This is a genomic window from Microbacterium sp. HJ5 (assembly GCF_054824025.1).
Map to the genome: position 1 here is coordinate 1 of NZ_JSYE01000030.1, position 12,973 is coordinate 12,973.

The following is a 12,973-nucleotide window of genomic DNA, read 5'->3' on the forward strand; positions in this document are numbered from 1 at the left end:
GCGTGAGGAAGTCGGGCTCCCCGGATCTGATCACCTCCAGGATGCCGGCTCGGAGAGCGTCGACCTCGGCGGCGGGAACGGGGATGGCGTAACCGTCGATGACGATTTCGTGGAAGACCGGCATGTGATGCTCCTGGCGGGGTCTGCCTCAGGAGAGCACGCTATGCGTGCAAATAGAACGGCCCTTGCCCTGAGTCTCGATGAGGAGTAGGCCTCAAACCTGCGCGACCCTCAATCGCCAGGTTCCGGGAACATCCGTGGGAACAATCCCCGTGAATCCGATGCGACTCGATGCACCGTCTGCGATCTCGAACCGTTGATTTCGCGCGGCTCTGTGACCCGGTGCGACGCCTGTGATCCGGGTCGGTAAGGGTTCAAATCCCATCGTCACCCATGCTGAGATGGCGCCGCATGCCCTTCCTCTGCTAGACCGCATGCAAGGTTTCCGCGGCTCAGGCGCTTGCCCACATTTTGCCCACATCGTGCTCAGCTCGAGAGCCCCTGAACACCCACGAGCGGCGGTTCGAACGGCCGCATACCGCGCGATTCCGCGGAATTCGCCCTGAGCCGCTCTGGACCGCCGCGCCCGAGGATTCCTCATAATCGTGAGGTCGCGGGTTCAAGCCCCGCTCCTGCTACAGACCGAAACCCCCGGATTTCCGGGGGTTTCTCTGATCTTCCGAACCTGTGAGGGTGAGGGCGCTTCCTCACCCTCACAGGTGCTTGAGGCCGCAGTGCCGACGGGGGTCAACCCTTGAACAGGCGCGGCAGCAGGTCGATCAGGGACTTCTGCCAGACGTCCCAGCTGTGCGGGCCGGGAATGATCGGCGCGAACTCGTGCTCCACTCCCCGGTTCGTCATGCTGCTGATCAGGGCCAGCGTGTTCTGGTAGGTGAAGTCCTGAACGTCCCCCGAGTAGATGCGCAGAAGCTTCGTGCCCTCGTTGATCGCCGCGACGTCCGCGCCGGCAGGAACGCTGCCGAACGCCGACATCCCCGAGATGTACGCGAACTTGCCCGGGTGCGCCCACAGGGTGGTGAGGGTGGCCCCGGATCCTGCCGAAAGGCCCGCCAGGGCGCGGTCCTCACCCTCATTGCTGATGTTGTACTCCGCCTCGGCGGTCACCGTGATGCGCTGGGTGATCTCGTTGGGGAAGTTCACGCCGTTGCCGTTGGCCATCACGACGACCATCGGCACGATGTCGCCCTTCAGGTAGGCGTTGTCGAGAATCTCGGCGGCGAAGCCGACCTCGATCCAGTCCGTCCACGTCTGTCCGCCGCCGTGCTGGAGGTAGAAGACCGGGTAGGGCGCCTCGCGCTCGGGGTCGTAGTCCGGCGGAGTCCACACATAGGCGGAGCGCGTGGGATTGCCGCTCGCCGTGCTTGTGTAGTTCATGACCTCGACGTCGCCCCGCGACTCGGGTGCCACCGGGGTCGTGTACTCCCCACGGAGAGTGTCATCGCCGGGAACCTGGAACGTGCTCCAGTTGCGCTCCGAGAACACGGTTGTCGGGTTCGTCTGGTCCTTGTGGTCGACTCCTTCGACCACGAACTTGTAGTAGTACGAGCCCGACTCCACAGGCATCGTGAGCCGCCAGCGCCCGTCGTCCTGCTTCACCATCGGCGTGCGCGGCCAGCTCCCGGCCGGACCGAAGTTGCCCCAGACCGTCACGTTGTTCGCGTCAGCGAACTCGGTCCCGGTCTCGAAGGTGACGACGCCGTTCTCGTCGATCCACGGCGTGGGAGTCGTGCCGGGTGCGGGGAGCGAGTGCGGCTCGAGCGGGAGGTGGCCCTCGCTAGGCCCGGTGTCTGCCGGCGCCCCGAACGCGCGCAGGGCGAAGTCGTGAAGACTCCTCTGCCACGTGTCCCAGGTGCCGCCCGTCTCGGGGTCCGATCCGTCGGACTGGAACTCGACGCCCGAGGCGCTGAGCTTGTCGTCGAGCGCGACCGTCGCGTTGTAGGCCGGGTCGGTCACGTTGCCGACGTACAGACGGATCAGGTCGGTCGCACTGTTGATCTGCCGCGCCTTGCCCTTGCCCACGCTGCGCTCGAGGTCTCCCGAGAACGCGCCGACCTTCGAGAACTCTCCGGTGGCGCTGACGAGCAGCTCGAGAGCCTGAGAGGCGCCGCGGCCGATGCCGGCGATCGCGCGATCCGCGGGATCGCTGGAGACGTTGAAGGCATCCTCGGCGGCGGGCGCGAGATTCTTGACCACCTCGCCGCGGATCTCGTCCGACTCCCCGTCGCCCATGACGACGACCATCGGCTCGATGTCGCCCGCGAGGGTCAGGTTGTCGAGGATCTGCTTCAACCGCCCGAGTTCCACCCACTCGCGGTAGCTCTGGCCCTCGCCCTGCAACAGGTACAGAACGGGGTATGCCGCCGCGCGGTCCTCGTCATAGCCCGGCGGGGTCCATACGAGGGCCGAGCGCTCGGTTCCGGTGACGGAGCTGTCGTAGGCGAGCTCGTCGAGGCTCCCGCCGCCGGCAGCGTCCGCGAGCCATTCGGCGCCCGGGCCGTCGACGAACAGGGTGTTCCACGTCGGCTTGGACGTCACCTCCTGTGGGCTGGCGGGATTGCGGAACGCGATGGCGTCCTCCCCCCACGAGGGGCGTGCCGAGTACTGGTAGTAGTAGAGGCCCGGCTCGAGCGGGCCGATGGTCGAGGTCCAGTTGCCCCCGCTCGCCCCCATGTTGAGCGTCGTCCAAGTCTTTCCCGGCGCGAAGTTGCCCTCGACCGCGACGACCGATCCCGCGATGCCTGTCGCCGGCTGGATCGCCGCGTTGGGCACCGTGAACCGGTAGACATCGGGCACGACGTTGGCGACCTCCGCGACCCACGGGTCCTCGGCGGCAGCAGCCGGCTGGGCCGCGAGGAGCGTCGACACTCCCAGCGCGGCGGCAGTGGCGATCGCCACCATGGTGCGGCGGGAGCGCTTCTCAGCGCCCCGCCTGTGATCTGTCCGCATCACCTTCGATTTCCTCTCGTGTGAAACCCGCACCATGTCATGCGGGAGCGTTGCTCACCAGCGGGGACGAGCCACCGGCGGAGGGGCGACGACGCATCGAATGGATGGTTTACAACGTCGTAAATCCCGTCGCATCCATCGTTGCCTCCGGAGTGAGCGGAGGTCAAGGAAAACTTTCTAACGTTGTAGACGGGATGGCGGCGCTAGCGCTTCGCGTACCACGGGTGCGCACCGCACCCGCTTCGGAGCGCGCGAAGGAGCCGCCGCACGGATCCCGTGCAGCGGCTCCCAGCCGATCGGGCTACTGCCAGTAGCCCACGTTGAACAGCACCTTCTCCGCGATGGCGGTCAGGGCGGCGGCATCCTCCGCAGAGATCTTGCCGTCGCTCTCGAATGATGCGACCTGATCGACGAACCCGCCGAGGATCTCGAGCGCGCCCTCGCTGTCGCCCTTCTCGACGAGGCTGAGCGCCTGCGTGAGCTTGACCGTCAGCGCGTTCGTGTTGCCCTTGTTGAGCCCGGCATCGGCGACCCCGCCCTTCAGGGTGTCGATTTCGTCCTGGAGGAACGCCTCCGGGTGCCACACGTAGTCCCGCGCGAAGATCGCGAACATCTGGTTCCACGTGTTGAAGTCGTGCGCGCCGGCCACCACGACGTTCTCGACGAAGCCCGCATTGTCGAGGTTCGCCACGGTGTTCGCGTTCGGGAGACCGAAGTCCCAGCGGCCGCCGCCATAGAGGATGTACGGCGCAGCGAGGTCCGGCGTGCTGACGGGGACGCTCGCGCCGCCGCTCCAGGGGCCGTACCAGCCGAACAGGTCGACGTCATCCCTGATCAGGTTCTGCGTGACGCCGGCACCCGCGGAAAGGCCCGCGAACGCCCTGTCGATCGGGTCGGTCGAGACGTTGTAGTTCGCCTCGACGAACGGCATCACGACATTGCGCAGGTTCGGATACGCGTCGCCGAGGACCGCTTGGCTGCCGACGGGCCCGAGCGAGTTCGTGTTCGTCGTGATGACGACCGCGGGCTCGGTGGTGCCGTCGTCGAGCAGGTTGTCCATGATGACGGGGACGTCGCCGATGTTCATCCAGTCGGACTGGTCCTGGCCGCTTCCGTGCTGCATATAGATCGTCTTGTACGGCTCGGCTCGGTCCGGGTCGTAGCCCGGCGGGAGGTACACCCCGATGGTGCGTGGGGTGGTACCGCCCAGCAGAGGCAGGCCGGGCACCTCGACGTAGCTCCACGTGCCCTTGGCCGAGTCCTCGCGCGGGAGCTCGATCTGGCGCGCGGCGAGCGGGGCGAAGTCCTGCTTCTCGGCGTCGTAGGGCACGAACACCTTGTTGAAGGCGCGACGGGCGGTGCCGGTGAGGCCGTCCGGAGCGAAGATCGGCGAGTTCGCGGGGTCGGCGACCCACAGACTCGTGTTGTTGTCGACGTAGAACCAGTACTGGTTGACGCCGGCTGCGAGGGGCACATCGGCGACCCAGTAGCCGTTGCCGGCGTCGGTCATCTGCACGTCGTAGCCGCCGCCGCCGCGCATCAGACCGGGCTTGTACTGCGACGGCTGATAGATCGTGGGGTCGGTCTGATCGGCCCAGTTGCGCAGCAGGATGTCGGCGACGAACCGCACGCTCGTCGCATTCGGGTTGTAGTAGACGAAGTGGCCGGTGTAACCCGTCGGCGAGTTCGGGTCGGCGTACACGGTCGGTCCCGGCGTGAGGTCGACGTCCGCTGCCTGCGCGGCTACGGGTGCCGTGCCGAGGGCCATCGCAAGCGCCAAGCCCGCGGCCAGGACGGCTTTCCGAGGGCCGCCGAGTCTTCTCTCGCGGCGCGTTCCTGCATGAAGAGCTCTTATCACTGTTCCTCCTTGAATAGTCGTCAAGCGCCCCGAGGCGGCTCGAACGACGCCAGGGTAGCGATGGTTTACGACGTTGTAAAGATCCACGTCTACGACGTTGTAAATCCGCCGCGTCAGATTGGCTTCGGTGGCTCGGATGCCGGCGCAGCCGGCCCCGCCTTGACAGGGCGGGCGCGGCGCGCCAAGGTGTGGACAGTTCTTTACTACGTTGTAATTGCCCGGATGGAGATCATGACGCAGGACGCGACAGGGGCCGTGGAGAGGCCGAGCATCTACGACGTCGCCGCTGCCGCGGGGGTGTCGCACATGACGGTCTCTCGCGTGATCAACGATCACCCGAACATCCGGGAGGCGACTCGCCTCCGCGTGCAGCAGACCATCGCCGAACTCGGTTACCAGCCCAGCTCCGTCGCACGCGCCCTGGCCAGCCGGCGGTCCCGCAGCATCGGCGTCATGGTCGACGGAGCGGAGCACTTCGGCCCGAAGAACATCCTGCTGGCGATCGAGCGCGCGGCCCGGCGCTCCGGCTACACCGTCGCCGCCTTCTCGATGACGGGCCACGACGATGCCGGCGCGCGCGACGGTCTCGCGCACCTTTCCGGTCAGGGCGTCGATGCCGTGTGCATGATCGCTCCGCGCATGTCGTCGCTGCTCGCCGCCACCGCGGCGTCCGGTGACACCCCGACCATTGTCCTGGGAGACGTCGACGGCGACCCCGCGCTCGTCACGGTCGCCGTCGATCAGGCCCACGGTGTCTCGCTCGTCGCCGAGCACCTCGCAGAACTGGGTCATCGATCGATCCTGCACGTCGCCGGCCCGCCCGACTGGATCGACGCCGCCGCGCGAGAGCGCGCCTGGAGGCGGGGGATGGAGGCGCGCGGGATCGCACCGCGGGTCATCGTCGGCGATTGGACCTCGGATTTCGGCTACGAGATCGGGGTGCGGCATCCGCTCATCGACGACGTCACCGCGGTGTTCGCCTCCAATGATCAGATGGCGCTGGGGTTGCTGCACGGCCTCGCCACCCGGGGGATCCGCGTGCCCGAGGATCTGGCCGTCGTGGGATACGACGACGTGCCCGAGGCCCGTCATCTGCTTCCGCCCCTGACCACCGTGCGGCAGGACTTCGACGCCGTCGGCTGCGCAGCGCTGACCGCCGTCGTCGATGCGATCGCCCGCCGGCCCGTCGAGCCGCGACAGCGCGTGCTGCCCGAGCTGATCGTGCGGGCGTCTTCCGCTCGGCCGGCTCGCGGGATGAAGGCAGGGCGCTGAGCGCCCGAGGGGCGCGCTAGTCTGCCTCGGTGCTCTCGAACCCGGTCGACTCGCGAGCCACGATCCGGAACGCGGGCTTGAACGTCTCGGGTGGGCGCCGTTCGCCCTTCTCGTTGATCCGCTCGATGAGGCGGTCGACGGCGATGCTGGCGATCTCGTCGCGACCGGTGTCGACGGTCGACATCGAAGGCACCGAGTACTTGCTCTCATCGATGTTGTCGAAGCCCATCACCGCGACGTCGTCGGGTACGCGACGGCCCTCCTCGCGCATGGCGCGCAGGACGCCGAGTCCGAGCGTGTCATTGAGTGCGAAGACCGCGTCGAACTCGACGCCTTCGCGGATCATGAGGTGGGTCGCAGCGGCACCGCCGCCGCGGTTCCATTGCGACATGGAGGTGGGTCGCACGAGGGCCGGGTCGATCTCGATGCCCTCGGCCGTGAGTGCGCGGATGTAGCCCTCCAGCCGCAGATTGGCGGAACTCACATCCTTCCGATCGTCGAGGTCTGCGCCGATGAGGGCGATCCGACGTCGGCCGATGCTGAGGAGATGCTCGACGGCGGCCTGCGCCGCCGACATGTTGTGCATCGTGACGTGGTCGGTCGGGCCGTCGAAGATGCGCTCGCCCAGCAGGACCAGGGGTGCGTCGACGGTCAGGGCACCGGCATCCGCCTGCCCCAGGCTCACCGGGCTGAACAGCAGCCCGTCGAGGAATCGCGGCCGACTCGTCGACACCGCGCGCAGCTCGGCTTCGCGCTGGCCGCTCGTCTGCTCGACCATCACCCCGAGCCCGCGCTTCTCGGCGGCACGGATGACGGAGTCCGCCAGCTCGGCGAAGTAGTTCTCCCGAAGAGAGGGCACTGCGAGCCCGATGACGCCGGTGCGGCCGGACCTGAGTCCTCGGGCGGACAGGTTCGGGCGGTAGTCAAGCTTCTCGATCGCCTCGTTGACGCGGTCACGCGTCCCGGGACGCACGTGCGGGTAGTCGTTGATGACGTTCGACACGGTCTTGATCGAGACGCCTGCGACTCGCGCGACGTCGTGCATCGTCGGTCCCATCGCTGCTCCCGCCTGCCCTGGACCCCTGTACTCTACTGCGTCCACGGGCTCGCAACGGCGACTGGGCGCCAGTCGTGTCGAGTATTGCAACGTGATACATGCAACGTTGTAAATTGAGGTATCGTGCGCGTGGACGAGTCGCGGAGGACCTCGATGCTGAGAGCGGACAACTGGCCGATAGCTGCGGCGATGCTGCCCTTCGAGCCCGCCCACCCGACGGGCGACGTCGAAGCGTGGGTCGGGCGGTGGCGTGCGGATCTGGCCGAGGTCGGCGACGCCGGGTTCGGCGATGTCGATCTCACCGACTCCTGGGTTCGTCCGGGCGACCTCGACGGGACGGCGATCGACCTGCTGCGCGACTGTCTGGCCGACGCCGGCCTGCGCGCCGCCTCCCTCTCGACCATCCGCCGCAGCGTGATCGACGAACACCTCGGGGCAGAGCACCTGGCCTACGCGCATCGGACCCTCGACGCCGCGGCCGCGCTCGACATCGGGGTGGTCTCCGTCGGCCTGCACCGCGCGCTCACGCCCGCCCAGCGCGAGGCCCTGTGGTTCTGGACGGTGGAGGGCCACCGCGATCGCACGGACGAGGAGACGTGGACCCTCGCCGTCTCGCGCCTGCAGGAGCTCGGGCGACATGCCCAGGACGTCGGAGTGCTTCTCTCGCTGGAGATGTACGAGCACACTCTCCTCGGCACGGCGCGATCGGCGGTCCGGCTGGTCGAGGACATCGGGCTCGACGTCGTCGGGCTCAATCCCGACATCGGAAATCTGATCCGGCTGCACGAGGCGGTCGAGGACTGGCGCGAGATCGCAGAGGCGACCCTGCCGTACGCGAACTTCTGGCACGTGAAGAACTACATCCGGGACGTCGACTCCGCGGCGGGCTTCGTCTCGACCGCTCCGACCTCCCTGGAGCTCGGGATCATCGACTATCGCGCCGCGGTGAAGACGGCGCTGCGCAGCGGCTTCCAGGGAGTCATCTGCGTCGAGCACTACGGCGGGGACGGGCTCAGCGTCAGCGCGACCAACCGCGACTACCTCCGCGGGCGGGTGCTCCCGCGGCGCGGATACGCGCTCGGAACGAGCCGCGTCCGCCAGCGGTCCCGAGAGAGGCGGAACCCATGACCCGGATGCTCTCCGACGCGGAGACCTTCGTCGCCGATGCGCTGCGGGGCTTCGCGCTCGCGCATCGTGAGGAGATCCACGTCATCGACGGGGGCGTGGTCCGCGCGCGACCCCTGGACCCCGGCAAGGTCGCCGTGCTCATCGGCGGCGGCTCCGGGCATTACCCCGCGTTCGCGGGGTATGTCGGAGCGGGAATGGCGGCCGGCGCCGTGTGCGGCAACGTCTTCACGTCGCCCTCGACGGCGCAGGCGCTGCGCGTCGCGCATGCGGCGGACGCCGGCGGCGGCATCCTCTTCACCTTCGGGCGCTACGCGGGAGATGTGATCCACTTCGGCGAGGCCGAGCGCCGCCTGCGCGACGACGGCATCGATGCCCGCACCGTGCTCATCACGGACGACGTCGCCAGCGCTCCGCACGAGCAGCGTGACGAGCGGCGCGGCGTCGCAGGGATCCTGTGCGTCTTCCACGTCGCCGGCGCTTCGGCGGAGCGCGGAGATCCCATCGACGAGGTGGAGCGGCTCGCTCGGCGGACCAACGAGCGGACGGTCAGCCACGGCGTCGCCTTCGCCGGGTGCACCCTCCCGGGTGCCGACCATCCGCTGTTCACCGTGCCCGAAGGCCGGATGTCGATCGGACTCGGCATTCACGGTGAGCCCGGGGTCCGCGATGTGCCCCTGCAGCCTGCGCCGGAGCTGGCCGTCACGCTGGCCGCGCCGCTGCTCGAGGAACGGCCCGCCGGCAGCGCGCGAGCGGCCGTCATCCTCAACGGGCTCGGAGCGGTGAAGTACGAGGAGCTCTACGTGCTGTTCGGGCACGTCGTGCGACACCTGGAGGCGCAGGGGATCGAGGTCGTCGCCCCGGAGTGCGGCGAGTTCGTGACGAGCCTCGACATGGCGGGGGTGTCGCTGACGATCCTATGGCTCGACGACGAGCTCGAGCAGCTGTGGACGGCGCCCGCCTCGTCCCCGGCGTTCCGGCGGGGCTCCGTCGCCGTCGCGGACCCCGTCGCCCGACGCGCGACCGACGCCGCTCCCGTGCGAGAGCCGCGCGCCCCCGTCGCGGCCACCGACGCGGCGCGCGAAGCGGCCGACGTCGCCCGGCGCCTTCTTCGCACCGCGCGCGACGCGGTCGCACAGCAGGTCGAGGCGCTGGGTGAGCTCGACGCGGTCGCGGGAGACGGAGACCACGGGATCGGGATGCTGCGGGGCCTGGACGCCGCGGCGGCGGCCGCTGATGCGGCCGACGCGCGGACGGGAATCCGCGAGCTGCTCCGCGTGGCCGGAGACGCCTGGGCCGAGAAGGCCGGCGGCACGTCCGGCGCGCTATGGGGCGCGGCGCTCGTGGAGCTGGGCGGATCGCTCGGCAGCCCCGAAGACGTGACGCAGGACGGCCTGGCGAGCGCCCTGACGGCGGCGCAGGCGAGGATCGCCGAGCTGGGCGGGGCCGAGCTCGGCGACAAGACCATGCTCGACGCCGTCGAGCCGTTCACGGCGACGCTGCGTGCGCGCGTGTCGGAGGGAGACGGTCTCACGTCCGCTCTGGGCCAGGCGGTGGACGCCGCCCGCCACGGTGCGGAGGCGACCACGGCGATGGTGCCGCGGCGAGGGCGCGCGCGCCCGCTCGCGGAGCGGAGCGTGGGGCACCCCGACCCGGGAGCCGTGTCCTTCTGTCTCATCGTCGAGGCACTCGAATCGGAGCTCCGGGAACAGGAGCAGAGATGACTGAGGCTAACTGGAGGATCGTCGTGGGCGCCGACGATGCCGGCCTCGTCTACAAGGACGCCCTGCGGGACATGCTCGAGGCCGATCCCCGCGTCGCACAGGTCATCGATGTCGGGGTGTGGAGCGACGACGCCACCCCGTACCCCGCGGTGGCCGTGCGGGCGGCCGGGTATGTGGTGCGCGGCGACGCCGACCGCGCGCTGCTCGTCTGCGGGACCGGGCTCGGTGTGGCGATCGCGGCGAACAAGGTGCGGGGCATCCGTGCGGTCACGGCGCACGACAGCTACTCGGTCGAGCGGGCCGTGAAGAGCAACAACGCGCAGGTGCTGACGCTCGGTGCCCGCGTGATCGGTCTGGAGCTCGCGAAGAAGCTGGTGGGGGAGTGGCTCGTGCACCGCTTCGACCCCGACTCCGCGTCGGCGGGGAAGGTGCGTCTCATCGACGACTACGAGGAAGGACGTCCATGATCGAGACAACGGCGATCGTCGGTGCGGGATACATGGGAGGCGGGATCGCCCAGGTGCTCGCGCTGGCGGGACGGCGGGTCGTGCTGGCGGATGCGAACGCCGAGCTCGCCGCAGCGGGCCGCGACCGCATCGTCCGGGAGGCGGAAGGTCACGCCCGCCGCCGTATCGTGCCCGCCGATGCTCCGGGCGTCATCGCGGAGCGCGTCACGGCTGCCCCTTCGATCGAGGAAGCCGTCGCCGATGTCGACTTCATCGAGGAGGCCGTGCCCGAGGTGCCCGAGATCAAGCGGGAGACGCTCGCCCGGATCGGCGCGAGTGCACGCGCGGACGCGCTGATCGGCACGAATACTTCAACGATCTCCATCGGTTCGCTCGCGGGCGCCGTCGATCGGCCGGAGCGGTTCCTCGGCGTCCATTTCAGCAATCCGGCTCCGTTCGTGCCGGGGGTCGAAGTGATCCCGCATCAGCGCACCGACGCCAGCGCGGTGGATCGCGTCGTGGAGATGCTCGCCGAGTGCGGGAAGGTCGGCGTTCCGATCGCCGACGTGACCGGATTCGTCCTCAACAGACTGCAGTACGCGCTGTTCGGCGAAGCCGCGCGGCTGGTGGAGGAGGGAGTCGCTTCGCCAGAGGCGATCGACCTCATCGCTCGCACGACCTTCGGTTTCCGCCTGCCGTTCTTCGGTCCCTTCGCGATCGCCGACATCGCCGGACTGGACGTGTACGACTTCTGCTATCGGTCGCTCGGGGCGGCGTATCCGGACCGATTCAGCGCGCCAGACGTGCTTCGGGAGAAGGTCGAGAGCGGAGAGCTCGGCATGAAGTCAGGGAGAGGCTTCCTCGCGACAGCTCCCGAGAGCGCGCCCGAGCTCGCGGCCTACCGTGATCAGGCATACGCGGCTCTCTCGGCGTTGCTGCACAGGCTGGGCGACCCGCCCGTCACGTACTGATCCGCGAAGTTTTCGATCGGCGGGCAGGAATTCCCGCCGCCCTCTTGACAGGAACAATCGGTGATGGGAAAGTCTCTACAACGTTGCTCTACAACGTTGTAACCCAGTCGGATCCGGGCCGCACCGACGTCCCATACCCGATCCGGTGGCCATGCACCGACGATGATGTCCAGCAGAACCGAAAGGAAAGTCCAGTGAAGACGAAGCACGTCCTTACTGCGGTCACAGCCCTCGCCCTCGTCAGCACGATGGCAGCCTGCTCACCGGGCGACGGTGGCGGCAACGGCGGCGGCGGCGACGCATCCAACTGCGAGAACGAGATCAAGAACCCCGACGCGCCTGTCGTGACGCTGTGGGCGTGGTACCCCAACTCCGAGGTCGTCGTCGACAACTTCAACGAGGAGAACGACGACGTCCAGGTGTGCTGGACGAACGCCGGCGCCGGCGGCGACGCGTACGACAAGTTCCAGACCGCAATCTCGGCGGGTACGGGCGCTCCCGACGTGATGATGGTCGAGGCGGACCGGATCGCCACGTTCCAGGCGCAGGATGCGCTTGTCGACCTCACCGACCTCGGCTACGAAGACGTCAAGGGCAACTTCAGCGATGGCGCCTGGAAGGACGTCTCGGTCGGCAGCTCCGTCTACGGCGCACCGATCGACGGCGGCCCGATGGGCATGATCTACCGCACCGACATCTTCGACGAGTACGGAGTCACCCCTCCCACGACGTGGGAGGAACTGGAGACGACCGCTCAGGCGCTGAAGGACGCCGGCGGACCGGTGTTCGCGAGCTTCGCCGCCAACCAGCCCGCCACCACGACTGCCTACTTCTACGGGAACGGCGCCGAGCCGTTCACATACGACCCGGCGAACGAGGGCGAGATCGGCATCAACCTCAACAGCCCTGAGATCAAGGAGGTCCTGGACTACTGGGACGGCCTCGTCGACAAGGGCCTCGTGGGCACCGAAGACCAGTTCACGCCGGAGTACATCGCCGGTGTCATCAACGGCGACTACGCCACGTATCTCTCGGCCGCATGGGCGCCAGGGTACCTGCAGGGCGCCGGCGTGGGCGAGGGCGCGGACGCGGGCGTGTGGGCGGCGGCCCCCATGCCGCAGTGGGACGCGAACAACCCGATCGCCATCAACTGGGGTGGCTCGGCGTTCGCAGTGAGCAGCCAGGCGTCCGACCCCGAGCTCGCGGCGAAGGTCGCGTTCGGCGTCTACGCGGACCCGGCATCGCTGGATGACGGCTGGCAGAACCAGATCATCTTCCCGCTCAACGTGAACGTGCTGGACTCGCCCGAGTTCCAGGACTACGAGGTGCCGTTCTTCAGCGGCCAGCAAGCCAACAAAGAGGTGTACGTGCCGGCGGCCAACGCCTACGAGGGCATGACGTACACGCCGCTCGGCCAGTACTACTACTCCGCGCTGACGGAGCAGCTGGCAGCCATCATCGACGGCTCGGCGACGGGGTCCGAGGCGGCAGACGCCCTCCAGGCGGACGTCGTCGCTTACGCCGAAGAGCAGGGGTTCACTGTCACCCAGTGA

9 protein-coding genes are annotated in these 12,973 nt (G+C 68.5%); 6 read left to right on the plus strand and 3 right to left on the minus strand.

The window, feature by feature from the left end; genetic code table 11:
* Positions 1–747: 747 nt before the first annotated feature.
* Both OB08_RS13660 and OB08_RS13665 read right to left on the minus strand, forming a co-directional pair.
* Complete coding sequence (locus OB08_RS13660; RefSeq protein WP_461475623.1) at positions 748–2,967, minus strand: alpha/beta hydrolase-fold protein; 2,220 nt, start codon at positions 2,965–2,967, stop codon at positions 748–750.
* A 301-nt stretch (positions 2,968–3,268) separates the two neighbouring features.
* Positions 3,269–4,735 carry an alpha/beta hydrolase gene (locus tag OB08_RS13665; protein WP_461475625.1) on the minus strand — a complete coding sequence of 489 codons (1,467 nt, stop codon included), beginning with the start codon at positions 4,733–4,735 and terminating at the stop codon, positions 3,269–3,271.
* 150 nt (positions 4,736–4,885) lie between these two features.
* Between OB08_RS13665 and OB08_RS13670 the strand changes: the two genes are divergently transcribed.
* Positions 4,886–6,097, plus strand: a complete 1,212-nt coding sequence (locus tag OB08_RS13670; protein ID WP_461475626.1) for a LacI family DNA-binding transcriptional regulator — start codon at positions 4,886–4,888, stop codon at positions 6,095–6,097.
* A 16-nt stretch (positions 6,098–6,113) separates the two neighbouring features.
* Here OB08_RS13670 and OB08_RS13675 read toward each other — a convergent pair whose 3' ends face one another.
* A complete protein-coding gene (locus OB08_RS13675; RefSeq protein ID WP_461475628.1) occupies positions 6,114–7,154 on the minus strand; it encodes a LacI family DNA-binding transcriptional regulator in 1,041 nt (346 codons plus the stop codon).
* A gap of 153 nt (positions 7,155–7,307) precedes the next feature.
* Between OB08_RS13675 and OB08_RS13680 the strand changes: the two genes are divergently transcribed.
* The 5 genes from OB08_RS13680 (at position 7,308) to OB08_RS13700 (ending at position 12,973) form a co-directional block, all read left to right on the plus strand.
* Positions 7,308–8,282, plus strand: coding sequence for a sugar phosphate isomerase/epimerase family protein (locus OB08_RS13680; RefSeq protein WP_461475629.1), 975 nt, complete (start codon positions 7,308–7,310; stop codon positions 8,280–8,282).
* A complete protein-coding gene (dhaL, locus tag OB08_RS13685) occupies positions 8,279–10,003 on the plus strand; it encodes a dihydroxyacetone kinase subunit DhaL (protein WP_461475631.1) in 1,725 nt (574 codons plus the stop codon). Before OB08_RS13680 ends, dhaL begins: the two co-directional genes overlap by 4 nt.
* Positions 10,000–10,470, plus strand: a complete 471-nt coding sequence (locus OB08_RS13690) for a ribose-5-phosphate isomerase (RefSeq protein WP_461475633.1) — start codon at positions 10,000–10,002, stop codon at positions 10,468–10,470. The genes dhaL and OB08_RS13690 overlap by 4 nt, the downstream gene beginning before the upstream one ends.
* Positions 10,467–11,420, plus strand: coding sequence for a 3-hydroxyacyl-CoA dehydrogenase family protein (locus OB08_RS13695; protein WP_461475635.1), 954 nt, complete (start codon positions 10,467–10,469; stop codon positions 11,418–11,420). The genes OB08_RS13690 and OB08_RS13695 overlap by 4 nt, the downstream gene beginning before the upstream one ends.
* 194 nt (positions 11,421–11,614) lie before the next feature.
* A complete protein-coding gene (locus OB08_RS13700) occupies positions 11,615–12,973 on the plus strand; it encodes an ABC transporter substrate-binding protein (protein ID WP_461475637.1) in 1,359 nt (452 codons plus the stop codon).

Coding starts and splice junctions, on each gene's coding strand:
- OB08_RS13660 (WP_461475623.1), bottom strand. CDS start 2,967: ATGCGGACAGATCACAGGCGGGGCGCTGAGAAGCGCTCCCGCCGCACC.
- OB08_RS13665 (WP_461475625.1), bottom strand. CDS start 4,735: ATGGCCCTCGGCACGGCACCCGTAGCCGCGCAGGCAGCGGACGTCGAC.
- OB08_RS13670 (WP_461475626.1), top strand. CDS start 4,886: ATGGTTTACGACGTTGTAAAGATCCACGTCTACGACGTTGTAAATCCG.
- OB08_RS13675 (WP_461475628.1), bottom strand. CDS start 7,154: ATGGGACCGACGATGCACGACGTCGCGCGAGTCGCAGGCGTCTCGATC.
- OB08_RS13680 (WP_461475629.1), top strand. CDS start 7,308: ATGCTGAGAGCGGACAACTGGCCGATAGCTGCGGCGATGCTGCCCTTC.
- dhaL (WP_461475631.1), top strand. CDS start 8,279: ATGACCCGGATGCTCTCCGACGCGGAGACCTTCGTCGCCGATGCGCTG.
- OB08_RS13690 (WP_461475633.1), top strand. CDS start 10,000: ATGACTGAGGCTAACTGGAGGATCGTCGTGGGCGCCGACGATGCCGGC.
- OB08_RS13695 (WP_461475635.1), top strand. CDS start 10,467: ATGATCGAGACAACGGCGATCGTCGGTGCGGGATACATGGGAGGCGGG.